Genomic DNA, 23,781 nt, shown 5'->3' on the forward strand with positions numbered 1-23,781 from the left:
CACCGGACTTTGGGCGACAATAGGGGTATGAACGCGCGTATCCTCGTAGTTGATGATGACACGGCCCTGGCCGAGATGATCGGAATCGTGCTCAAGAGCGAGGGCTTCGAGCCCTTCTTCTGCGCGACCGGCGACCAGGCCTTCGACGAGTTCCAGAAGGTGGGACCCGATCTCGTCCTCCTCGACCTCATGCTCCCGGGCAAGGACGGACTCGAAGTGTGCCGTGAGATCCGCGAGGTCTCGTCCGTCCCCATCATCATGCTCACCGCGAAGTCCGACACCGTCGACGTCGTCCTCGGACTCGAATCCGGTGCCGACGACTACGTGCCCAAGCCGTTCAAGCCCAAGGAGCTCATCGCACGCGTGCGCGCGCGCCTGCGGATCTCCGAACCCCAGGCCCCCGAACTGCTCACCGTCGGCGATGTCGTCGTCGACGTCGCCGGCCACACCGTGACCAAGGGCGGGGCGCCGATCTCGCTCACCCCGCTCGAGTTCGACCTCCTCGTCGCGCTCGCTCGCAAGCCGTGGCAGGTGTTCTCCCGGGAGACCCTGCTCGAGGAGGTCTGGGGATACCGGCACGCGGCGGACACCCGCCTCGTCAACGTCCACGTGCAGCGTCTGCGCTCGAAGATCGAACGTGACCCGGAGAAGCCGGACATCATCGTCACGGTGCGCGGCGTCGGATACAAGGCAGGCCGAGCCGCGTGAAACCCTCCTCCGCCGTGCGCGGAGCCCTCCGCACCACCGCTGAGAGTCTGAAGACGTTCTGGGAGTTCGTCCGCAGGTCCTTCAGCTATTCCCTCCAGGTCCGCATCGTCGTCCTCACCATCATCCTCACCTCGGTGGCGATCTTCGGCGTCGGGACGTACATGTCCCAGCAGATCTCCCGCGGACTCTTCGACACCCGACTCGACTCGCTCTCCGGGCAGGCGTCGAACATCGTCTCCGAGCTGCGCAGCGTCGCCCCCGCCGACGGGCAGGCGATCACCCAGGAGAACCTCTCAGCGCAGCTGTCGTCGATCTACAACCGGTCGACCGGGTCCGTCTACGCGCTCTCGCTCGAGCCGAAGGACCCGAACTCCGCGTTCTCGACGATCAGCGCGGGCATGGACTCCTCCGCAGGCTCCGTGTCGGCGATGCCCGTCAGCGACGATCTCCAGGCGGCCATCGGACAGGCCCCTACCGATGACATGCTCTACCAGTCGGTGAGTCTGCCCGGCGATGCGGGACCGGGCCTGCTCATCACCCAGGAGCTGACGATCCCCGGTGCGGGGCAGTTCCAGCTCTACTACCTGGGCGACCTCCGCGAGCAGCAGAACACGCTCGACTTCGTCCAGCGCTCGATGCTCGTCGCCGCCCTCGTCCTCGTCGTCCTCGTCGGCGCGGTCGCGTGGATCGTCACCCGGCTCGTCGTCACCCCCGTGCGCACCGGCGCCGAGGTGGCCAGGCTCATCGCCGACGGCGACCTCGACGAGCGGATGCCCGTCCACGGCAACGACGAGATCGCCGTGCTCGGGGAGAGCTTCAACGACATGGCCGACACCCTCCAGCACCAGATCCAGCAGATGGAACGGCTGTCCGTGCTTCAGCGGCAGTTCGTCTCCGACGTCTCCCACGAGCTGCGCACGCCGCTCGCGACGATCCGCGCGGCCGCGGACCTCATCTACGATGCCCGCGACGACCTCGACCCGGTCACCGCCCGCAGTGCCGAGCTGCTCAACTCGCAGGCCGAGCGCTTCGACAGCCTGCTCTCGGACCTGCTCGAGATCTCCCGCTACGATGCCGGCGCCGCCGCCCTCGTCGCCAAACCCGTCGACGTCTGCGCGATCGTCACCTCGGTCATCGAGAACGTCTCGATGGTCGCCGACCAGATGTCGACGCACATCGTCGTCCACGCCCCCTCGTCGCCGGTGATGGCCGAGATCGACCGCGTGCGCATCACCCGGATCATCCGCAACCTCGTCGTCAACGCCATCGAGCACGGCGAGGGCAAGCCGATCGACGTCTACGTCGCCTCGAACGCCGAGGCGGTGGCGGTGAGCGTGCGCGACCACGGCGTGGGCATGAACGAGGAGCAGGTCGAGCACGTCTTCGACCGGTTCTGGCGGGCCGACCCCGCGCGCAAGCGGACCCTGGGCGGTTCGGGCCTCGGCCTGGCGATCTCGCTCGAGGACGCGCACCTCCACAACGGCTGGCTCCAGGTGTGGGGCAACCCGGGGGAGGGGTCGTGCTTCCGGCTGACGATCCCCCGGCGACCGGACCAGGAGATCACCTCCTCGCCGCTGCCTCTGCCGCCGCGCGACGCCCAGATCCGCGGTGCCGCGCTCGTCGCCGGGCCGCTGTCATCCGACGGTTCGGTGCGGATCCAGACCGGATCGATCCCGATCGTCGTCGAGACCGAACCCGACGCGGACGCTGCGCCGGAGAGGTCGGGCGGTCGCACCGCGCAGGCAGCGCCCGCTGCCGCCGCAACCGCCCCGGAGCAGTCGGGGGCACGGCACGCGGCGGCACAGCAGCCGGCGACGGCAGCGACCGGCACGGTCGAGGAACCGCCCGCGGAGACACAGGAGGGACGCCCATGACGACGACCGGACACCTGCGGCGACTCGCCGCCATCGTCCTCGCTGTGCTGCTCGGGCTCGTGCTCTCGGCGTGCTCGTCGATCCCGACGAGCTCACCCGTCGGGCACCTCGAGGCCCGATCGAACGACCCCGGCGCCGACAGCGCGCGCATCCCCGACGGGCCGAAACCCGGCGACAGCGTCGGTGAGATCGTCCGCGGCTTCCTCGCCGCGGGTGCCGGAACCGGCAACAACTTCGCCGTCGCGAAGTCGTTCCTCACCGAGGCCGAGGCCCAGGAGTGGAATCCGCTCGCCTCCGTCTCCGTGCTCCCCGGCGACACGGACATCGACTCCCTCAACTACGAGGTGACCTCGGATCAGAAGACGCTGACGATGTCCGCCCCCGTCGTCGGCATCGTCGATTCCTCAGGGGTCTTCTCCTCGGCGACGCCGAACACGCGGTCGAACCTCGAGTTCTCCCTCCGGCAGGAGAACGGGGAGTGGCGGATCTCCTCGGCGCCCAACGGACTCCTCGTCTCCCGCACGACGTTCCGCACGATCTTCCTCAACTACTCGCTCGAGTTCTTCACCTCCGACTTCTCCTATCTCGTGCCCGACTCGCGGTGGTTCCTCCGCTCCTCGTCGACGCCGACGGCGATCATCAACGAACTCCTCGCCGGTCCCGCCCCCTACCTCGCCGGCGCCGTCGTCACAGCGGCTCCCGACGGGGCGAAGCTCGCCGACTCGAACGTCGTGACCATCGAGAGCGGAGTCGCCCGAGTCTCGCTCGGCAACCTCACCCCGGCACCGACGGACAGGGAGAAGGGGCTCATCCGCCAGCAGATCTCCTCCACCCTCAAAGCGATCCCCTCGATCTCGAGCGTCGAGCTGAGCATCGGCGGTCAGGTCGTCTCGGAGAGCCTGCAGCCGAAGACCGACTCCTCGGTCCAGGTCGACGGACCGCCGGTCGTCATCGCCGAGAACCGGATCTCCCGGATCTCGGGCACGACCGTGGCGAGGGTGGAGAACAGTCCGGACCTCAAGGGCGCCGAGGCGAGCGACCCGGCCGTGTCCTTCGACGACTCGATCTACTCCTACCTCTCCGAGGGCGGGAAGAACCTCCGCCGTCTCAAAGCCGATTCGTCCGAAGCGCGCACCGTGCTCAGCGGTGAGTCGCTCGAGGGCCCGAGCATCGACCGCTTCAACACGATCTGGACGGGGGAGCGGAAGAACAAGGGCGAGATCATCGCCGTCGGCCGCGACGACGAGGTCTACCGGGTGTCCGCGGACTTCCTCTCCGGTCGGGACCTGCTCGACCTCGAGGTCTCCCGCGACGGCACACGGCTCGCGGTGCTCAGCCGGCAGGGCAGCGAGCCCGCGCGCATCGACGTCGTCGGCATTCCCCGCGACCGGGCGGGCAACCCGTCGTCCGCGCTCGCCGACGCCCCGCTCCAGGTCGGCTCGTACTTCACGGAGATCAGGGACATCTCCTGGGCGGGCTCGACCTCGCTCGCCGCACTCGCCCAGCTGCCGGGGGAGACCGTCCAGCCCTACCGCGTCGGCGTCTCCGGACCACCCGAGCAGCTCGGACAGCTGCCCGGCGGCGGGGACCGCATCGCCGCCGGAGAGGACGGTCGATCGATCCTCGTCACGAGCAGCGCGGGGGAGATCTACTCGTACAACTCCAACGCGTGGCAGAAGCTCATCGACGTCACCGCCAAGGATCCCGCCTACCCCGGCTGAGGACGGACATGGGTCTGCTCAGCGAGCTCTCCGAACTCTTCCTGCCGCGGCGCTGCGCGGGATGCGGGCGGGAGACCGTCTCGCTGTGCACGACGTGCCTCCAGCTCCTCGGCGGGATCCCGCGGGCGATGGAGACGCGGTACGCCACGTTGCCCGTCGTCGGGGTCTCGGAATACAATTCGCGCCTGTCCCACATGGTGGTCAATTTCAAGGACAATGGGCGGCGCGACATCCTCGACCCCCTCGCGCTCGGCCTCGCCCGTTCGATCGTCGCGGCCCTCGACCTCGTCGGCCACTCCGGCGGCCCGGTGCGCGTCGTGCCCGCCCCGAGCTCGGAGCAGGCGAAGCGGCGTCGCGGCGGGTCGCACACCGCAGTCCTCGCGCGCCGCGCGGCAGCGCTCTCACCGGAGCTCTCGCTCGTCGTCGCCGACGTCCTCGTCGCGAGGCGACGACACGATCAGGTCGGACTCGGCGCCCACGCCCGGGCGGAGAATGCCCGGCAGTCGCAATTCCTCATTCCCGACTACGCCGCCGAGATCGGCCGGGAAATGCCGACGACGCTGCTCGTCGACGATTTCTCGACCACCGGCGCAACCTTGGCCGAAAGCACACGCGTCTTGACATCGGTGCAGGTCAGGCCCACTGCAGCCGCGGTCATCGGGCTCGGCCGTGGGGGCACTCGATTTGTCTCTCCCTTTACTGTATAACGGTGTTTACCCATCCAAGGGAATGGGATCGGATTCCTCCGAAGAACGAGTCGCTAAGGACCCATCATGGACATTGTTGTCACCGGACGCCAACTGACCATCTCCGACAGCTTTCGCGCGCACATCGAAGACAAGATCGCCAAGGTCGAGCAGCTCGCACCGAGGGCGCAGCGTGTCGAGGTCCACGTCGCTCACGACAAGAACACGCGGCAGCCGGAGACGAGTGAGCGGGTCGAGCTCACCGTCGTGGCGAAGGGTCCGGTGATCCGCGCCGAGGCGATGGCCAGTGACAAGTACGCCGCCCTCGACCTCGCCTGGGCGAAGCTCGTCGAACGACTCCGACGGGCCAGAGACCGGAACAAGGTGTCCCGTGCCGGCCATCACCGCAAGGAGTCGACCGCTGAGGCGCTCGCGAAGATGCCCGTGGCCGACCCGATCGTCCCCACGGACGGTGGGACGGAGTCCGCCGAGACCGACGCGGCCGCAGGCCCCGATCGGACGAACGGACGGATCAAGGCCGAGGGCGACTCCCCAGTCGTCCTTCGTGAGAAGTCGTTCGCTGCCGCCCCGATCGGCATCGAGGAGGCGCTCAACCGGATGGAGCTCGTCGGACACGACTTCTACCTCTTCATCGACGAGGCCTCGCAGAAGCCCTCGGTCGTCTACCGCCGCAAGGGCTGGAGCTACGGCGTCATCGCCCTCGATGAGGAGCTCGCCCCGGAAGAGGCGCTGACGGACTGAGACGCCGTGCCTGCGCGCTCGGGCGCGCCGGCACCGACTGCGAGTCGGCGCACGGACAGGGCGGCCGTCCCCACGGGGATGGCCGCCCTTCGGCTGTCAGTGCGCGGACGCGGGAGCGCTCTCGGTCCTGCCGCGACCCCACGTGACGAGGCGCCAGAGGCGCTCGAGCGGGCCCTGAGAGAAGACGCGCAGCCACAGCGCGGAGACGACGATCTGGAGGGCGAGGATCCCGGCGCAGACGACGAGTCCGGCGAGGTAGCCGCCCTGGTCGTCGAACGCGGCGAGGTCGGGGACGAGGAAGCGGACGCCGACGAGGAGGAGGGTTGCGCCGATGTAGTTGCTCAGCGCCATCCGACCCAGCGGGGCGAGCACGGGGGTGAGGACCGCCTCGGCGGGGGTGCGCATGAGGAGCATGATGCCGGTGACGAAGCTCAGAGCCATCGTCATGCCGAGTGAGGCGTTGATCCACTGGTCGATCTGCCGGGTCTGGAAGTCCGTGAGGAGGAAGCCTGCGACCGTGACGGCGGCGGCCAGGCCACCGATGAGGGCGAGGAGACCGGGGCGCGCCAGGCTGCGGCGGACGAGGTCGGTGTAGCCGGTGGCGAAGCCGACGAGGAAGAGTCCCGGGATGATGGCCATACCGCCGCCGGTCGCGACGCCGGCGAGAAGGAGGAGCGCACCGACGGAGGCCGTCACCGGCGCGAGCAGGCGGGCGGGGATCCACGTCGAGGGCAGGAGGACGACGAGCGCGGCGATCGCATAAGGCAGAAGCGCTTCGCCGGGCTGCAGGAGCATGTGGAGGGCGCCGAGGACGCCGAGGAAGAGGAATCGGCGCAGCAGCGCGAGGCGAGGGCGGGGGCTGCGACGGCTGGCCGAGAGCCACATGATGCCGAAGCCGATGCCGAAGAGGAACGAGAAGATCGGGAAGAAGCGGTTCTGGACGAGGTCCTGACTGAGTGCGTAGAGCGGGAGGACCTCGCCGTCGGCGGTGACGGAGCTGAGCCCGAAGAGCGGCGGCAGGTTGACGAGGATGATCCCGCACAGGGCGAAGCCGCGCAGGACATCGAGGGCGGCGATGCGGCGGGGGCGCCGCGTCGGGGCGGCAGTGACGTCGTGGGATGAGAGTGTCATCGGTTCTGAGTTCATGGGATCCATCCTCGTCGGCGCCGAGGCGGATTCGATCGGCCGCGTGGCCGGAGGCACTCAGCCGTTCGGCTGATTCATCGCTCCCGACTCCCACATCGCAGCGGCGATCTCGACCCGGTTGCGCGCCCCCAGCTGCGCCTGGATGTTCGCCAGATGCGTCTTGACGGTGCCGAGAGAGATGAAGAGCTCGGCCCCGATCTCCTGATTCGTCCGTCCGGTCGCAACGAGGCGGGCGACCTCGGCCTCGCGGTCGCTCAGCCGCGCGACCCGGTCGTCGTGGGCAGGGGCCGACCCCGTGCGACGGCTGAGCAGGTCGAGGGTGAGCGAGGGGGAGATGAGGGCGTCGCCGGCGGCCGCGGCACGGACCCCGGCGAGCAGCAGGTCGGGGCCGGCGTCCTTGAGGAGGAAGCCGCTGGCGCCGCCGGCGAGTGCGGAGTCGACGTAGTCCTCGTCGTCGAAGGTCGTCACCATGATGACCTTCGCCAGCGGGGTGAGCCGGGGGAGGGCTGCGAGTCCGTCGAGGCGGGGCATGCGGATGTCGAGGAGGATGACATCGGGAGCCTCGGACTTCGCCAGACCGATCGCCTCGACCCCGTCGGCGGCCTGGCCGACGACGGTCATCTCCGGATCGGCGTCGAGGATGAGCGTGAAGCCCATCCGCACCATCTCCTGGTCGTCGACGACGAGGACTCTGATCATGGGCGGTCTCCGCTCTCGGGGGTGTGGGGGCGGGCATGTGCGGACGGGGTGCCGCCGGGCGAGAGGGTGCCGCCGGACGGAGGGGCTGCGGCGAGCGGGAGTCGGGCGCGCAACCGCCAGGCACCGTCGATCGGCCCGGCGGTGAGGTCCCCGCCGAGGTCCTCGACCCGGGTCCGCAGACCGTGCAGACCGGTCCCGCCGCCGCGGCCGATGCCGCCGAGGCCTCCGGTGCTCTCAACGGTGAGGGCGACGGCGTCGGGAGAGCTCGCGATCGTCATGGACACGTGCGCCCCCCGGGCCCGCGTGCCGACGGACGTTCGTCAGAGCCTCGACGAGGACGCGGTCGAGCGTCGCCCACACGGCGGTCGGCACGGGCGCGGGGAGGTCGATGCCGCTCTGCGTCGAGGCGTCGTCGCTCGAGCGCCTCGGGTCCCGCAGCGGTCGGCGCGGTCGGTGCCGTCGGTGCCGCGGCGGCGGTGCCGGCCGGGGAGGCGACGAGGGAGCGGATCTCCTCGAGGGCACGCGACCCCGATTCCTCGATGCGCCCGAGCGCTGCCCGCAGCACGGACGGATCCTCGGCGCGCGAGGCGGCCTGGGCGAGGACGACGATCCCGGTGACCTCGTGGGCGACGAGGTCGTGGAGGTCGGTGGCCATGCGACGGCGCTCCGCCTCGGCGGCGGTGGCCTGGCGCTGATGGAGGGAACGGTCGAACATCCGCATGAGCAGACCCAGAGCCAGTGCCGCGACGACGAGCGTCGAGGCACCGAAGGCGAAGGTGAGGCCGTCGCCGGGGATGAGACCGGGAACGACGACCGCGGTGAGGGCGAGGACGGTGAGGAGGGCCACCGACAGCGGGTCGGTGAAGCGGCGGGAGAGGTGTGCGAGGGCGACGAGCGAGAGCCAGAGCACTGTGAGGCTGAGCAGCTGGGAGACGGCGACGACGCCGGCTGCGACGATGAGTGCTGCGGCAGCGAGGCGGAGGAAGGCGGGACGCGGTGCGGCGGCGCGCTGCCCGAGCCAGAGCGCGGGCAGCGCGACCGTGACGGCGACGAGGTTGCCGACGAGGATCGGCCAGCCTCCGTCCGATGTGACATCGAGGAGGAGGGTGAGCGGCAGCGGCGCGATCCACAGCCAGGGCAGGACGGTCTTCATCGCGTCCCAGTCTAGTCGCCGCGGCTGACTCATCCGCAGAGGTTCGCGGCGTATTCGAGCTCGGCGGCGACCCCGGCCTCGTTGGCGAACACGCCCCGGAGTGCGACGTCGCGCGGGAGCCTGAGCTCACCCATGGGTCGGCCGTCGGCGAAGACCGTGAGCGTGCCGTCGGCGGCGGTTCCCGAGAACGTCACCGGGGTGCCGTCGATGCGCGCGCGATCCGAGAAGGACCCGTCCGATTCGGTGATCGGGGCGGCATCCTGCGAGGGGTAGGCGAAGGTGACGAAGCGGCGGACGCGCTCGGCGCTGCCGTCCTTGAGCTCCTGGATGAGCAGCTGGTCCTTCGTCATGCCCGGCTGCGGGGCGATGTCGACGTAGGTGAGCTCCGCCCGGTCCGACATCGCGGAGAGGATGTAGGGGCGGCCGCGGACGTCCATCGCCGTCGGGGAGAGATCGCAGGCGCCGAGGTAGTCCTCGACCTGTGCCTCGAGCTGGGCCTTCGACCGGTACTCCCAGAGGAAGAGCGCGCCGATGCCGACGGCGAAGACGGAGAGGGTGGCGGTGAGGGCGATGACGACCTTCTTCATGGTGATGTCCTGTTCTGTGCAGTTGTCCGCTTGGGTCTCCCATCCTTCCCGGCAGGAAGCCCTCTCACCTCGGCCGTTCGGCCGATCCGCCTCAGCCGTTCGGTCATCGCTCGCCCCTGGCTCTCGATGCCCGCCGGACCGGTGCGCTCACAAGAGTGCCGAGACCGCCGTGTCGGTGCCGTGGCCTAGGGTGGGCCCATGCAGCGAATGTCTCTCGCAGCGGCGCGGAGGACCGCGATCGCCGCCACCGGCCTCGACCGTCCGCGACCGGAGCAGGTCACCGCCCGTCATCTCAAGGCGACGTTCGCCCGGATGGGGCTGGCGCAGATCGACTCCGTCGCCCGGGTCGTGCGCTCCCACTACCTTCCCTTCTACTCCCGGCTCGGACCCTACGAGCGCGCCCGTCTCGACCGTCTGCTCTACCGTGCGCCGCGGATGGGCGTGGAGTACTGGGCGCACGCCGCGGCGTTCGTCCCCCCGGAGACCTGGCGGCACTTCGACCGCAGCCGCGCCGAATGGTGGCGCAACGACTACGGGCAGCGCGACCCGCAGACCGGAGAGGAGTTCCGCCGCCTGCAGTCAGCACTCCTCGACGCACTGGCAGCGGGTCCGCAGACCGCGCGCACCGCCGCCGAGCTCGTCGACCACGAGATCCCCGAACGCCACCGCGGCCACTGGGGCTGGAATCCGAGTCAGGTGAAGATGGCGCTCGAGGCCCTGTTCGCGGCGGGAGCAGTGAGCGCGGCCGGACGCAACGACCACTTCGAACGCCTCTACGCCCTGCCCCGCGACGTCAGCCCCCTGCTCGGGGAGACTCCGCTGTCCTACGGCACGGACGCCGACCCCGAGCTCGGTCTGCGCACATCGGACGCGGCGCGCCGACGGGGGATCTCGGGCAGGGACAACGACGTCCTCGCGCTCACCCGGATCGCCGCCCGCGCCCTCGGGGTCGCCCGACCCGACTGTCTGGCCGACTACTTCCGCCAGCTGCAGGCCCCGACCGATGCGGCCATCGAGGTCCTCCTCGCCACGGGGGAGCTCGTCGAGGTCGACGTCGAGGGCACTCCGGCGCTCAAGTGGCACGCGGCGAGGACTCCGCGCACCGTCGCGGCGCGGGCGCTGCTCGCCCCCTTCGACCCCCTCGTCTTCTACCGACGGCGCATCGAATGGCTCTTCGGCTTCCACTACCGGATCGAGATCTACACCCCGGCCGCGAAGCGGGTCCACGGATACTACGTCCTGCCCTTCCTCCTCGGCGATCGGCTCGTCGGACGCGTCGACCTCCACCGCGATCGGGCGGCCGGGGTCCTCCGCGCCCACCGGGTGACCTGGGAGCCCGGCGAGGAGCACTGCGACGAGCTCGTGGCGGAGCTTTCGGCGATGGGGAGGTGGCTCGGGGCGGACGCACTGGATGTGGCGGGCACTCACGTGCCATTAAGCTAGGGACTATACAGTCGTTCGAGTTGTCGTCAGGCGTCCAGCGCCGTTTAGGAGAGAAGTGGCTAATATCCTCGAGAAGCTTCTGCGCACCGGTGAGGGCCGCACGCTCAAGAAGCTCCGCCGGTACACGGACGCGATCAATGCGCTGTCCGACGAGTTCGGCGAGATGTCCGACGCCGAGCTGCGCGAGGAGACCGACCGCTTCCGCAAGCGCGTTGAGGACGGCGAATCACTCGACTCGCTGCTGCCGGAGGCCTTCGCCGCGGTGCGCGAGGCCTCGGGCCGGACACTGGGCATGCGGCACTTCGACGTCCAGCTCATGGGCGGAGCCGCACTCCACCTCGGCAACATCGCCGAGATGAAGACCGGTGAGGGCAAAACGCTCGTGGCCACGGCCCCCGCCTACCTCAACGCGCTCACCGGCGGCGGCGTCCACATCATCACCGTCAACGACTACCTCGCGACCTACCAGTCGGAGCTCATGGGCCGCGTCTTCCGCTTCCTCGGGATGGAGACGGGCTGCATCCAGGCGAACATGCCCGCCGACGAGCGACGGAAGCAGTACGCCGCGGACATCACCTACGGCACGAACAACGAGTTCGGCTTCGACTACCTCCGCGACAACATGGCGTGGTCGGCCGAGGAGCTCGTCCAGCGCGGCCATTCCTTCGCCATCGTCGATGAGGTCGACTCGATCCTCATCGACGAGGCCCGCACCCCGCTCATCATCTCCGGCCCCGCCGAGGGCGACGCGAACCGATGGTATGAGGAGTTCGCCAAGGTCGTCGGCCGCCTCAAGGCCGACCGGGACTACGAGGTCGACGAGAAGAAGCGCACCGTCGGCGTCCTCGAACCCGGCATCGAGCGCGTCGAGGACTACCTCGGCATCGGCAACCTCTACGACGCGGAGAACACTCCGCTCATCAGCTTCCTCAACAACGCCATCCGCGCCAAGGAGCTGTTCAAGAAGGACAAGGACTACGTCCTCCTCGACGGCGAGGTCCTCATCGTCGACGAGCACACCGGACGTGTGCTCAAGGGGCGGCGCTACAACGAGGGCCTGCACCAGGCGATCGAGGCCAAGGAGAAGGTCAAGGTCCAGGCCGAGAACCAGACCCTGGCGACGATCACGCTGCAGAACTACTTCCGGCTCTACGACAAGCTCTCGGGCATGACCGGCACCGCCGAGACCGAGGCCGCGGAGTTCATGTCGACCTACAAGCTCGGCGTCGTCCCCATCCCGACGAACAAGCCGATGCAGCGCGTCGACCAGCCGGACTTCGTCTACAAGAACGAAGTCGCGAAGTTCGACGCCGTCGTCGACGACATCGTCCAACGCCATGAGACCGGTCAGCCGGTGCTCGTGGGCACGACGAGCGTCGAGAAGAGCGAGTACCTCTCGAAGCACCTCGCCAAGCGCGGGGTGCGCCACGAGGTCCTCAACGCCAAGAACCACGCGCGTGAGGCGGCGATCGTCGCGCTGGCCGGCCGGAAGGGCGCGGTCACTGTGGCGACGAACATGGCTGGCCGCGGCACCGACATCATGCTCGGCGGCAACGCCGAGTTCATCGCCGTGTCCGAGATGGAGAAGCGCGGGCTCGACCCCGTCGACGACGCCGAGGAGTACGAGGCGCAGTGGCAGGAGGTCCTCGCCGAGGCGGAGGAGAAGGTCGAGGCGGAGGCCGCAGAGGTCGTCGAACTCGGCGGACTCTACGTCCTCGGCACCGAACGCCACGAGTCGCGGCGCATCGACAACCAGCTGCGCGGCCGTTCGGGACGCCAGGGGGATCCGGGCGAGAGCCGGTTCTACCTCTCGCTCACCGACGACCTCATGCGCCTGTTCGGTTCGGGAGCGGCGGAGCGGATCATGGCCACGGCCAATGTCCCCGATGACGTTCCGCTCGAATCGAAGATGGTCACCCGCGCCATCCTCTCGGCCCAGACGCAGATCGAGCAGCGCAACGCCGAACAGCGCAAGAACGTGCTCAAGTACGACGACGTCCTCAACCGGCAGCGCACCGTCATCTACGACGAGCGGCGGAAGGTGCTCGACGGTGAGGATCTCGCCGACCAGGTCGCGAGCTTCCGCGAGCAGGTCATCGACGCCTACGTCCAGGCGGCGACGACCGGACCCGTCGAGGAGTGGAAGGTCGACGAGCTCTTCGAGGCCCTCGGCAAGATCTACACCCCCTCGATCACCGAGGAGGACCTCGCCGAGGAGGTCGGAGGACTGGGCAACCTCACGAAGAACCGCCTGAATGCGGAGATCCAGTCCGACATCGAGGTCTTCTACGCCCAGCGGGAGGAGGAGCTCGGCGAGGAGGCGACCCGTGAACTCGAGCGCCGCGTCGTCCTCTCGGTCATCGACCGTCGCTGGCGCGAGCACCTCTACGAGATGGACTACCTCAAGAACGGCATCGGGCTGCGGGCGATGGCCCAGCGCGATCCCCTCGTCGAATACCAGCGCGAGGGCTTCGAGATGTTCACGACCATGCAGGACGGGATCAAGGAGGACGTCGTCCGCCTCACCGACACCCTGCAGGTGACCGTCAACCGCCAGGAAGGCAGCGGCGGGGAGGACGACGAGGTCGAGGTCGATGCGGCGGAGCTGCGCCACACGACCCCGAAGATGCAGCTCTCGGCGCCTTCCGAGGACGGCGGCACCGCGGTCTCCGAGGACTCCTCCGATTCCGACGAAACACCGCAGCCGGCCAACCGCGCGCAGCGCCGGGCGAAGAAGAAGGCCAAGCGCTGAGACTGCGCTGAGTCCGATGATCGCCCCGAGAGCCGTCTCGGGGCGATCGTCACATCGTCTCCAGAGCCGTCATCGTCCACCGGTTCGCGATGAGCTCGAGGCGGACCGCGACAGCCCGGAACCGAGACTGGGTGCGGACCATGACCGTCGCTTCGGCGACGGTCGCGTGGACGCGGCAGACCCGCACCCGTTCCGCCTGCAGTGTGCGTGCGGCGCCGTGGTCGCGGACCGTGGAGACCGGGGCGATCTCCGCACGCAGCCGCGCGCGCCGGTCGATCTTCGCGAGCAGTTCCGCATCGACCCAGCGGCCGATCGACTCGCTCCTCCGCACTCCGGCGAAGATCTCGAGACAGGCGACGGCCAGCGACGTCGCCGTTGCGGCGATGCGGTCGGCGTCGTCGGCGATCGGTTCGACGGGTGTCGTCGGCGGTCGCGGGACGGATGCCCTGTGCGCGGCGCGGCGAGGACGGCTGAGGACGAGAGGGGCGGTCATGAGCGGATGACCAATCGCTGTCCGGGCATGATGAGATCGGGGTCGGGCCCGATCGCCTCCCGGTTGTCCGCGTAGATGTCAGCGACGAGTTCGGCCTGCGAGTCGCCCGCCCCGATGAGCCCGCCCGCGATCGACCACAGGCTCTCACCGGCAGTGACGACGTGCGTGCGCGGGGAATCGGATCCATCGCGGTCATCGGCCTCGTCCGCATCGTCAGCGGTCCCGTCGCCGTCGGAGGCCTCGGGCCCGTCGGGTGGGTCCGTCGGGGGTGGGGGATCGCCGAGGCGATCGTCATCGTCCGGGCCGGTCGTCGGCCATCCCGGATCCCGCGGGTCCGCGGGGATCGTCGGCCACCCCGGATCGGGTGCTCGGTCGGGGTCGAGGGCTGCGGTCGCAGACACCGCCTCGGCGCTCGGATCACGGACCCGGTCGGCAGCGGAGCCGGTCACCGCGGTGCCGGTGACTGCGACGGCGGCGAGGATGGTCGATCCGAGCAGGCGCGGCGCCCAGCGCAGTGCGAGCGCCGAGACCCACGAGCGCACTCGGCCGTGCGGGAGGATCCGCAGCGCGAGACCGAGCAGGGAGATGAGGCCGAGCCGGGCGAACGCAGCGGCGGCCGTGGTGACGAGCACGAGGATGACGAGGTCGCTCGCTCCGAGCGGCCGCTCGAGCAGGACCCACAGGGACACCGACGACCCGAGCAGAGCGAGCCAGGTGATGGCACAGAGCGCAAGAAGAAACATGTCGAACATCCTTGATAGGTGATGTTCGACTATATTGACGTTTGATGAAGTTTGATGTCAACAGTCCCGGGATAACTACTCCGCTGTAGTTTCGTCGTCGGCTCTTGCGCGGTGCGACCGCCTCGGGCAAGCTTCACCGTATGGATGAGCGCATCGATGCCTTCCTCTACGACCTCGAAGCCATGCACGCATGGCAGCAGCGTCACGCCCGTCGGGGCGAACTCGCCGATGAGCTCGCCTCCCATGCCGCCGAGCGCACGCTCCTCGAGCGTCTGCGCGGAGCGCTCGGACACGAGATCCGGGTCTCGACCGACAGCCGCGAGATCACGGGGAGGCTGACGTCCCTCGGGGCGGGGATCATCGTCCTCACCGCCGCTGAGACGACGATCGTCTCACTGGCCGGCGTGTTCGAACTCCGAGTCGGCACCCGCAGGCATCGTCGGGATGAGGACGTCCTCGAGCGCCTCGGCATGGCCTCGGCTCTGCGTCGGCTCGCGGCGATGCACGAGGAGATCGCCATCGAACTCAGGGCCTCCCGCGGAACGGTCCGCGGGCACCTCGAGATGGTCGCCGCCGACTACGCCGAGATCGCCGGGCGGATCGTCCCGCTCGCACGCATCGCGGCGGTGCAGACGAAGGTGAACCCCTTTGCCTAGCGCGCGGCGGACGGGATCGATGAGCAGGCGGCCGAGCGGTCTGCGCGACGCGCGTGCGGCAGAGGCGCGGCGGAGCCCGGTGGGCCGTCTGACCGCACGGTCACTCGGAGCCGACCGACGGTCAGTCGTCGATGAGGCCGGCCTTGATCTCGTGCTCGGTCCTCTCGTACATCCGCTGGATGTAGGCCTCGATCTCGGCCTTCTCGACGCGCCACTGCCCGCGGCCGCCGACCTTGATGGCGCGGAGATCGCCGGTGCGCACGAGGGCACGGGCCTGAGCGATCGAGACATTGAGCAGCTCGGCCACATCGGTGAGCGGCAGGAAGCGGTTTTCGACGACCATGAGGGTTCTCCCAAGTTCCACGCGACGACTGATTTTACCGAAATCATTGCTTTGACCTCGTTTGGTGTTCGATACTATCACTCACAAGCAGTTCCTGTCATGGAAAATTCTGCCGAATCGGAGATGCAATGGAGCTCTCGAGACGCTTTCGCCCTCCCCGCTGGACCGATGCGCGCCTGCTCGTCGGTGCCGTCCTCGTCATCGCGGCGATCGTCGCGACCTATCTCCTCGTCGGGGCTGCGACGGCGACGACCAGGGTCTGGGCGAGTGCGGCGGCACTCGTCCCCGGTCAGGCGGTGAGCGCCGACGACCTCGTCGTCGCCGAGGTCAACCTCGCCGACGTCGGGGAGAAGTACCTTTCAGCAGAGACCGCGCTGCCTGCGGATACGAGCGTGCGCACGGTCATCGCCCCCGGCGAACTCGTCCCGGCCTCGGCGGTGGCGCCGATGGCCGAACTCGAGGGTCGGATCGTCGCGATCGACGTGCCCGGCTCGGTGCCCTCCGTCGTCGACACCGGCAGCCTCGTCGATGTGTGGGCACAGCCCGACTCCTCAGGGCTCGATGAGGCCGAGGCCGAACCGGAACAGCTCGTCAGCGCGGCCCCGGTCGCCCACATCACCCGAGACGTCGGCAGCTTCGGAGTCGGCGACGGGGCGCGGATCGAGGTGTTCGTCCCCACCGAGGCGCTGGCGCAGGTGCTGGCCGCACTCGACGGCGGCAGCGTCCTCTCCGTGGTCGGGGCGCCCGGAGCGGTGGGAGCGCCATGACCCAGGTGCTCCTCGCCGTCGACTTCGAATTCGACCTCATCCTCTTCGAACTCCTCAGCGACCTCGACGACGTCGACGTCGTCGCCCGACCCGCCGACGAGATCGAACTCCTCGCCCTGTGCCGCACCGGTGCCGCCGACATCGCGATCGTCGGGGAGTACTTCCCGGGTCTCGACGCGGAGGTCGTCGCCCAGATCGCTGCGACGGGCACGAAGGTGCTCGGCGTCGGCGCGGACACGGCAGCGCTCGGGCGTCTCGGCATCACCGCCTCCGTGCCGGCGACCGCCGATGAGGCCACCGTCGCCCGCGCGCTCGACGACGTCACCCGCAGCGCCATCGTCCCTCCCCGGCCGACGACTCCGCCGGGTCGGGCCCGGGCTGCCGGTCGGATCGTCACCGTGTGGGGGACCGGGTCGTCTCCCGGACGCACCCTCACGGCCGTCAACCTCGGCGATCATGCGGCCCGACGCGGGCACCGCTGCGTCATCGTCGATGCCGACACGGTGGGCGCGATGGTGGCGACGACGCTGGGCCTGACCGAGGAGTCCTCCCACCTGGCGAGCCTGTGCCGACTCACCGCGGAGAAGTCGCCGCCCACCGAGGTCGCAGCGGTGCCGCACGCCGTCGTCCGCGATGACCTCCACGTCGTCACGGGACTCACGCGACCCGAGCGCTGGCCGGAGGTGCGCGGTGCCGTGCTCCGGTCCGTCCTCACCGACCTCGCGGGACTCTACGACCTCGTCATCGTCGACGTCTCCGATCGGATCGACCCCGACGACGAGTTCGCCGATCCCTTCTACGACCGCCACTGCGCGACCCGGGCCGCCCTCGAGGCCGCCGACACCGTCGTCGTCCTCGCCGCAGGAGACCCCATCGGTCTGCAGAAGCTCGTGCGCCTCCTCGGCACCGACCGGGCCGAGGAGGTGCGGGAGCGGATGCGGATCGGAATCACGAAGGTGCGTGCCTCGGCGGTCGGGGCGCCCGCCCAGCGGCGGATCAGCGAAGCACTCGAACGGTTCGCCGGGCGGGCTCCCGACTTCGTCCTCAGCGACGACCGGGCGACGGTCGACGCCGCCCTGCTGGCGGGGCGGACGCTGCTCGAGGCGAATCCGCGGTCGGTGCTCTCCCGGGAGATCGGGGAGGCCGCCGCACTCCTGCTGCCGGCCCGCAGGCGGGTGCGCAGGCGCGAGCGTCTGCGCACACCCTAGGATGGGGGCATGGCCGTTCGCTGCTACATTCCCACGACCCTGGCCGCACTCGGCGCAGGTCTCACGGCGACGATCGCCGTCGCCCCGGATGCGACGGTCTCCGGGCTGCGCGCCGACGACATCGAGGAACGCGAGTTCGCCGCGATGGGCATCGCCGCCGCCCTGGCTGCCGTCGACGCACTCGGCGCCCAGCCGCCATCGCCGCGCGTCGTCGTCGCCTACGACGCGCCCGCCGCGGCGGCTCGTCAGCCGCTCGCCGAGGGCTTCGACCTCCTCACCCTCGAGGGAGTCGACATGGATGCGGTGGCGAGCTTCCACCTCGACGAGGCCGAGGTCTGGGACGAGGCACTGAGTGCCGGTGACATCGGGTCAGCCGAGGACCGCCTCGGCGAGTCCGATCTCCTCTGGTACGACCGCAGCGAACTCGACGACCTCCTGGGCGCCCGCGGCTGAGCCCACACAGCTGCGGGCGGGGCGCCTCAGCGCTCGGCGAGCCGCTCGAGCCGCTCCCTGAGCCGGGCCTCGAGGATGGGGACGAGGGCCTGCTCGATCATCGGACCGAAGAGCGGAACCGAGGAGCTGATCTCCGCCCGGATCGTCAGCGCCGTCCCCGTGCCCTGCGCGGTCAGGGAGATGAGGGCGTCGATCTCGACGGGCACGCCGGCCGCCCGGGCGGTCATCCTCACCTCAGCCGCGTCCCCGATGACGTCGCCGGGGACCATGTAGATCTCGACGAGCTCCGCTCCCGAGGGCAGCTGTGCGGCCAGCGTCGGCGGCAGCTCCCCTGCCGGAACCGCAGTCCGCACCGTCACCTCGGTGTCGGGATCGACCCGCTTGGTGCTCGCCTCCGAGCCGAGCGCCTCCCACGTCGCGGCATCGGCGAGGAGGGCGAGGAAATCGGTGAGTCCGATCGTGTAGTCGTGGCTGAGTGTGAGAGTTCGCATGGTCCCAGTCTGCCAGCAGGTCAGGCTCCCATCACGGCACGCTGACCGGCGTGCCTTTGTCGCCGATTGGGCATAGTGTTGGGGATGCCGGCCCGCAGACGAGCCGGCGACAATAATTGTGCGCTGATCGTAGAGGTGTAAAGGTGTCTCAGGTCTCATATTCGGACATTGCTGGAGAGTGGAGGAAGCAGAAGGGGCAGGGCGCCCCCGAGAATTTCATCGAAGCGTACTACCCCCGGTTCGAGCCGGGCACCGCCGAGGCTGGGGCGGAGGCTCTCGCGGCGGCGGCAGCGACCCACTACGCACTCGGCATCGACTATGACGGCACCACTCCCGCCATTCGGATCTACAACCCGTCGGTCGACTCACCGGAGTTCCTCGACAACCACACCGTGATCGCCATGGTGCTGCCCGACATGCCGCACCTCGTCTCGTCGATCGTCTCCGACCTCGCCGCGAGCGGGCGTGCCATCCGCCTCGTCCACCACCCGATCATCGCCGTCGACGGCCGCGGAGGCGACCTCACCGTGCTCTCACCCGCCGAGGCGCCCGCCGTCTCCGCGGACACCGCAGGCCTGCCGGTCATCAGCGAGGACGCCGCCGAGGCGGACGCCGACCACCCCGAACAGCAGTCGTGGATCCGGCTCGAGATCGACCGTCTCCCCGAGGAGGACTTCGCGGCCCTCGAGGATCAGCTGCGCAGCGTCCTCGACTACGTCGCCGCCGCCGCGCAGGACGCCACCGCGATGGCCGAGAAGGCGAAGTCGATCGCCGCCGAACTCCATGCCAAGCCGCCGCGTCCGGAGCTCGCCTCCGAGGCCGAAGCCGCCGCCGAGCTGCTCACCTGGCTCGACGGCCACTTCACGTTCCTCGGCTACCGCGAGTACGACTACCGCCACGACGCGGAGGCAAGCAGCCTCGAACCGATCGAGCACACGTCTCTGGGGATCTCGGCCCTGCGTCCGCTCGCGAAGTCCCCGCTGTCGAACGCCGTGGCCGAGAAGGCGCTCGAACCGCACGTCCTCGTGCTCACGAAGGCGAACTCGCGCTCCCGCGTCATCCGCGGATCGTTCATGGACTACATCGGGGTGAAGACCTTCGACGAGACCGGCGAGATCGTCGGCGAACGCCGCTTCGTCGGCGTGTTCAAGCCCGAGTTCTACAACGACAGCGTCCTCAACATCCCGGTCATCAACCGCAAGGTGCGCAAGATCCTCTCCGCGAGCGGGTTCCCCACCGGCTCGCACTCGGCCAACGAACTCCTCGGCATCCTCGAGACCTACCCGCGCGATGACCTCATGCACGAGGACACGCAGGACATCTTCGACGTCGTCATGCAGATCGTCGACATGCAGGAGCGCCGCCAGTCGCGCGTCTTCGTCCGCACCGACCCCTACCAGCGCTTCGTCTCCGTCATCCTCTACATGCCCCGCGACCTCTACGACACCGCGGCACGCGTGCGCGTCCAGGAGGTCCTGCGCCAGTTCTACAACGCCGAGAGCGTCGACTTCGACGTCCTCCTCACCGAGTCGGCGCTGGCCCGCATCCACTTCGTCGCCCGCGTCGCCCGCGACGCCGAACTGCCCCAGATCGATCCGGAGACCGTCGAGAAGCGCATCGTCGCCGCGGTGCGCTCGTGGTCCGAGGACGTCCACGCGTTCCTCGCTCCCGCCGAACGCGGGGACAGCGGGACGGCCCTGGCCCGTGCCGACCTGTGGTCGCGCTCCTTCCCGCCTGGATACGGGGAGTACCACACACCCGCCGACGCCGTCGCCGACGTCGCCCGCTTCGAGGCGATCGAATCCGGTGAGGGTCCGGCGGTGCGCCTCTACCGCCCCAACGACGTCGACGACGCGCCGATCCGCCTCGCCCTCTACCGCGACGGACGCGTGGGCCTGTCCGAGGTGCTGCCCTACCTCACGGCCTTCGGCGCGACCGTGCTCGACGAGCGGCCCTACGAGCTCGACCTCGCCGACGGCACCCATCGCTACATCTACGACTTCGGTCTGCGGTTCGACCGCGACCTCGACGACGCTGACTTCGACCGGGTCGCCGAGGCCTTCATCGCCGGGTGGGAGGGCCGCAAGGAGGCCGGAGTCTTCGACCGCCTCGTCGTCGCGGGACTCGACTGGCAGCACGTGACGATCATCCGGGCGCTGGGGAAGTACCTGCGCCAGGCCGGGTTCACCTACTCCGACGCCTATGTCGGCGAGGTCTACAGCGACAACCCGGAGATCTCCCGCCTCCTCGTCGACTACTTCTTCGCGAAGTTCGATCCGGACGCCGACGACGCCGGGCGCGACGCGGAGATGGCGAGGCTCGACGAAGCGATCGAGACCGCTCTCGGCGACGTCGCGAGCCTCGACGCCGACCGTGTGCTGCGGTCCTCCCTCGAGCTCCTGCGGGCCACCCTGCGGACGAACTACTTCCAGAACGCCTCGGGCGAGCTGCCGACGGCGCTCGTGCTCAAGATCCGTCCGACCGAGCTCAGCTTCGTCCCGAAGCCGAAGCCGGCGCTGGAGATGTGGGTGTACTCCCCGCAGGTCGAGGGCGTGCACCTGCGCTTCGGCACCGTCGCCCGCGGCGGCCTGCGCTGGTCGGACCGGCGAGACGACTTCCGCACCGAGGTCCTCGGCCTCGTCAAGGCACAGATGGTCAAGAACGCCCTCATCGTGCCCACGGGCGCCAAGGGCGGATTCTTCCCCAAGCAGCTGCCTCCGATGAGCGACAGGGATGCGTGGATGGCCGCAGGCCAGGCCGCCTACGAGGTCTTCATCGAAAGCCTCCTCGAAGTCGCCGACAACCTCGTCTACGCCTCCGACGGCACCCAGCAGGTCGTCCATCCCGACCGCGTCGTGCGCCATGACGGTGACGACTACTACCTCGTCGTCGCCGCCGACAAGGGCACCGCCCGCTTCTCCGACGTCGCCAACGCGATCGCCGAGCGCCGCGGCTTCTGGCTCGGCGATGCCTTCGCCTCCGGCGGTTCGGTCGGCTACGACCACAAGAAGATGGCGATCACCTCCCGCGGTGCGTGGAAGTCCGTCGAACGCCACTTCCGCGAGCTCGGCGTCAACACCGACGTCGACGACTTCACCGTCGTCGGCATCGGCGATATGAGCGGGGACGTCTTCGGCAACGGCATGCTCCGCAGCGAGCACATCCGCCTCGTCGCCGCCTTCGACCACCGCGACATCTTCATCGACCCGAACCCGGACGCCGCAGCGAGCTTCGTCGAGCGCCGTCGCCTCTTCGACCTGCCGCGCTCGAGCTGGCAGGATTACGACCGCGATCTCATCTCCGCAGGCGGCGGGGTCTACTCGCGGTCGGCGAAGTCGATCGACCTCAGCCCCGAGGCCGCCGCCGCCATCGGCGTCGAGCCCGGCAAGCGGAGCCCTGCCGAGCTCATGTCCGAGATCCTCGCCGCGCCGGTCGACCTGCTCTACAACGGCGGCATCGGCACGTACATCAAGTCCTCGGACGAGAGCCACGCCGACGTCGGCGACAAGTCGAACGACGCCATCCGGATCAACGGCGACGAGGTCAGGGCACGGGTCATCGGCGAGGGCGGCAACCTCGGCGTGACCCAGCTCGGACGCGTCGAAGCGGCACTGAACGGGGTCGCGATCAACACCGACGCCGTCGACAACTCCGCCGGCGTCGACAGCTCCGACCACGAGGTCAACATCAAGCTGCTGCTGCGCACCCTCCTGCAGAAGGGGGCGTTCGCCGCCGAGGACCGCGAGAAGGTGCTGCTCTCCTTCACCGACGACGTCGCCGAACGGGTGCTCGCGAACAACTACTCGCAGAACGTCCTCCTCGGCGAGGCCAGGTCGCAGACGGAGGCGATGTCGGGCACCTACGGCCGCATGCTCGCCTACCTCGAGAAGCACGCCGACCTCGACCGCCAGGTCGAGTTCCTGCCCAATGCCGAGGAGCTTGCGAAGCGCGAGTTCAGCTCGTACGTCTCCCCGGAGCTCGCGGTGCTGCTCGCGTACGCGAAGATGCACGCCGCCGATGAGATCCTCGACAGCGTCGTGCCCGATGAGGCCTGGATGCAGCGGGAGCTCGCAGGCTACTTCCCCGACGCTCTCGTCGAGCAGTACGGGGAGCTCATCCCCGAGCACCCGCTGCATCGGGAGATCGCCACGGCGAAGCTCGTCAACCGCATGGTCGACCGCGGCGGACTCACCTACGTCTACCGGATGCTCGAGGAGACTCCTGCCTCGGTGCCGCAGATCGCACGCGTCTTCGTCGTCGTCTCCGAGATCTTCGGCCTCGACGACTTCTTCGACGCGATCACCGCGCTCGACAACCAGGTGCCGACCGAGGTCCAGGTCCGGCTCCAGCACGACTACGTGCGGCTGCTCGACCGGTCCTCGCGCTGGCTCGTCCAGCAGGCCCCGGACACCCTCGACGTCGATTCGGGCATCGAGAACTACGGCAAGGTCGTCGCCGCCCTGCGCTCGCGTGTGCCCGACCTCGTCGACGGCTTCGACGCCGAGGCGATGCAGGCCAAGGCACAGGGCTACATCGACGACGGTGTGCCCGAGGAGCTCGCATGGCGCGCGGCTGCTCTGCTCGACGAGTTCGCCCTCCTCGACATCACCCAGCTCGCAGCGCGGACCAACGAGTCCGCCGAGGATGTCGCCGAGGTGTACTACGCCGTCAACGACATGTTCTCGGGTTCGCAGGTGCTCGCGCTCATCGGAGACCTCGACCGCTCCGACCGCTGGTCGGCGCTGGCCCGCGGTTCCCTGCGCGACGACTTCTACTCCGCGATCCTCTCGGTCGCCGGCTCCGTCATCGCGGCCACGGACTCGCCGATCTCGGGCAGCCCCGACGAACGTGCGAAGCAGCGGCTGAGCGAATGGCTCGAACGCAACGAGACGGTCGCCGCCCGCGTGCTCGAGACCATCGAGACCGTCCTCGCGCTGGAGACCGTCACGCAGGCGCCCCTGTCGGTGCTCCTGCGCATGATGCGCGGTGTGGTGCGGTCCTCGGCCTGGGAGTCCGAGCACAGCGCCTGATGATAGCGTTCGTCTCAGCGGGCTCGGGGTCGGACCCCGAGCCCGCTGACGATTCGCCGGACCGCT

The 23,781-nt window shown here is 69.4% G+C and carries 21 protein-coding genes; 12 read left to right on the forward strand and 9 right to left on the reverse strand.

Annotated features, from left to right (window positions below; genetic code table 11):
- Positions 1-27: 27 nt before the first annotated feature.
- The 5 genes from mtrA to raiA all read left to right on the forward strand — a co-directional run bounded on the left by mtrA (position 28) and on the right by raiA (position 5,751).
- On the forward strand, positions 28-708 hold the full coding sequence (gene mtrA / locus EZE58_RS03215) for an MtrAB system response regulator MtrA (protein WP_009374854.1): 681 nt from the start codon (positions 28-30) through the stop codon (positions 706-708).
- On the forward strand, positions 705-2,582 hold the full coding sequence (mtrB, locus tag EZE58_RS03220) for an MtrAB system histidine kinase MtrB (protein ID WP_131248368.1): 1,878 nt from the start codon (positions 705-707) through the stop codon (positions 2,580-2,582). Before mtrA ends, mtrB begins: the two co-directional genes overlap by 4 nt.
- The gene (locus EZE58_RS03225) at positions 2,579-4,303 is read left to right on the forward strand and encodes an LpqB family beta-propeller domain-containing protein (RefSeq protein WP_009374856.1); all 1,725 of its coding nucleotides are present in this window, start codon (positions 2,579-2,581) and stop codon (positions 4,301-4,303) included. Before mtrB ends, EZE58_RS03225 begins: the two co-directional genes overlap by 4 nt.
- An 8-nt stretch (positions 4,304-4,311) precedes the next feature.
- A complete protein-coding gene (locus EZE58_RS03230; RefSeq protein WP_095375709.1) occupies positions 4,312-5,010 on the forward strand; it encodes a ComF family protein in 699 nt (232 codons plus the stop codon).
- Positions 5,011-5,076: 66 nt separating this feature from the next.
- On the forward strand, positions 5,077-5,751 hold the full coding sequence (gene raiA, locus EZE58_RS03235; RefSeq protein ID WP_009374858.1) for a ribosome-associated translation inhibitor RaiA: 675 nt from the start codon (positions 5,077-5,079) through the stop codon (positions 5,749-5,751).
- Between the two features lie 96 nt (positions 5,752-5,847).
- On the opposite strand, the gene EZE58_RS03240 is transcribed toward raiA, so the two are convergent.
- The 5 genes from EZE58_RS03240 to EZE58_RS03260 form a co-directional block, all read right to left on the reverse strand.
- The gene (locus tag EZE58_RS03240) at positions 5,848-6,882 is read right to left on the reverse strand and encodes a DUF418 domain-containing protein (protein WP_240941100.1); all 1,035 of its coding nucleotides are present in this window, start codon (positions 6,880-6,882) and stop codon (positions 5,848-5,850) included.
- Between the two features lie 72 nt (positions 6,883-6,954).
- Entirely contained in the window at positions 6,955-7,596 is a 642-nt protein-coding gene (locus tag EZE58_RS03245; RefSeq protein WP_009374860.1) for a response regulator transcription factor, read from the reverse strand.
- Positions 7,593-7,880, reverse strand: coding sequence for a hypothetical protein (locus EZE58_RS03250; protein ID WP_167559787.1), 288 nt, complete (start codon positions 7,878-7,880; stop codon positions 7,593-7,595). Before EZE58_RS03250 ends, EZE58_RS03245 begins: the two co-directional genes overlap by 4 nt.
- On the reverse strand, positions 7,871-8,749 hold the full coding sequence (locus tag EZE58_RS03255; protein ID WP_167559789.1) for a histidine kinase: 879 nt from the start codon (positions 8,747-8,749) through the stop codon (positions 7,871-7,873). Before EZE58_RS03255 ends, EZE58_RS03250 begins: the two co-directional genes overlap by 10 nt.
- A 29-nt stretch (positions 8,750-8,778) precedes the next feature.
- A complete protein-coding gene (locus EZE58_RS03260) occupies positions 8,779-9,336 on the reverse strand; it encodes a hypothetical protein (RefSeq protein ID WP_009374862.1) in 558 nt (185 codons plus the stop codon).
- Between the two features lie 198 nt (positions 9,337-9,534).
- Here EZE58_RS03260 and EZE58_RS03265 point away from each other — a divergent pair, with 198 nt between their 5' ends.
- Together EZE58_RS03265 and secA are read left to right on the forward strand one after the other, a co-directional pair.
- Positions 9,535-10,779, forward strand: coding sequence for a crosslink repair DNA glycosylase YcaQ family protein (locus tag EZE58_RS03265; RefSeq protein ID WP_040340922.1), 1,245 nt, complete (start codon positions 9,535-9,537; stop codon positions 10,777-10,779).
- Positions 10,780-10,834: 55 nt separating this feature from the next.
- The gene (secA, locus tag EZE58_RS03270) at positions 10,835-13,531 is read left to right on the forward strand and encodes a preprotein translocase subunit SecA (RefSeq protein ID WP_009374864.1); all 2,697 of its coding nucleotides are present in this window, start codon (positions 10,835-10,837) and stop codon (positions 13,529-13,531) included.
- Positions 13,532-13,580: 49 nt separating this feature from the next.
- On the opposite strand, the gene EZE58_RS03275 is transcribed toward secA, so the two are convergent.
- Positions 13,581-14,024: an Rv3235 family protein gene (locus EZE58_RS03275; protein WP_119296548.1), complete on the reverse strand. Its 444-nt coding sequence runs from the start codon at positions 14,022-14,024 to the stop codon at positions 13,581-13,583.
- Positions 14,021-14,767 (reverse strand): LysM domain-containing protein, encoded by a 747-nt coding sequence (locus EZE58_RS03280; RefSeq protein WP_119296547.1) that lies wholly within the window; start codon positions 14,765-14,767, stop codon positions 14,021-14,023. Before EZE58_RS03280 ends, EZE58_RS03275 begins: the two co-directional genes overlap by 4 nt.
- Positions 14,768-14,907: 140 nt before the next feature.
- Here EZE58_RS03280 and EZE58_RS03285 point away from each other — a divergent pair, with 140 nt between their 5' ends.
- The gene (locus EZE58_RS03285) at positions 14,908-15,423 is read left to right on the forward strand and encodes a hypothetical protein (protein WP_131248367.1); all 516 of its coding nucleotides are present in this window, start codon (positions 14,908-14,910) and stop codon (positions 15,421-15,423) included.
- A 121-nt stretch (positions 15,424-15,544) separates the two neighbouring features.
- Here the strand turns inward: EZE58_RS03285 and EZE58_RS03290 are convergent, their stop codons facing one another.
- The gene (locus EZE58_RS03290; RefSeq protein ID WP_009374868.1) at positions 15,545-15,766 is read right to left on the reverse strand and encodes a helix-turn-helix domain-containing protein; all 222 of its coding nucleotides are present in this window, start codon (positions 15,764-15,766) and stop codon (positions 15,545-15,547) included.
- A gap of 128 nt (positions 15,767-15,894) precedes the next feature.
- Between EZE58_RS03290 and EZE58_RS03295 the strand changes: the two genes are divergently transcribed.
- The 3 genes from EZE58_RS03295 to EZE58_RS03305 are packed head-to-tail and all read left to right on the forward strand — an operon-like array spanning position 15,895 to position 18,194.
- Positions 15,895-16,533 (forward strand): hypothetical protein, encoded by a 639-nt coding sequence (locus tag EZE58_RS03295; protein ID WP_009374869.1) that lies wholly within the window; start codon positions 15,895-15,897, stop codon positions 16,531-16,533.
- Positions 16,530-17,741 (forward strand): MinD/ParA family protein, encoded by a 1,212-nt coding sequence (locus EZE58_RS03300; protein WP_009374870.1) that lies wholly within the window; start codon positions 16,530-16,532, stop codon positions 17,739-17,741. Before EZE58_RS03295 ends, EZE58_RS03300 begins: the two co-directional genes overlap by 4 nt.
- 9 nt (positions 17,742-17,750) lie before the next feature.
- Positions 17,751-18,194: a hypothetical protein gene (locus tag EZE58_RS03305; protein WP_009374871.1), complete on the forward strand. Its 444-nt coding sequence runs from the start codon at positions 17,751-17,753 to the stop codon at positions 18,192-18,194.
- Positions 18,195-18,220: 26 nt separating this feature from the next.
- Here EZE58_RS03305 and EZE58_RS03310 read toward each other — a convergent pair whose 3' ends face one another.
- Positions 18,221-18,685 (reverse strand): DUF2505 domain-containing protein, encoded by a 465-nt coding sequence (locus tag EZE58_RS03310; RefSeq protein WP_009374872.1) that lies wholly within the window; start codon positions 18,683-18,685, stop codon positions 18,221-18,223.
- Positions 18,686-18,828: 143 nt separating this feature from the next.
- Here EZE58_RS03310 and EZE58_RS03315 point away from each other — a divergent pair, with 143 nt between their 5' ends.
- Positions 18,829-23,715 (forward strand): NAD-glutamate dehydrogenase, encoded by a 4,887-nt coding sequence (locus EZE58_RS03315; protein ID WP_063249417.1) that lies wholly within the window; start codon positions 18,829-18,831, stop codon positions 23,713-23,715.
- Positions 23,716-23,781 lie beyond the last annotated feature (66 nt).

This window comes from Brevibacterium sp. LS14 (assembly GCF_012027885.1).
GTDB classification, from domain to species: Bacteria; Actinomycetota; Actinomycetes; order Actinomycetales; family Brevibacteriaceae; genus Brevibacterium; species Brevibacterium casei.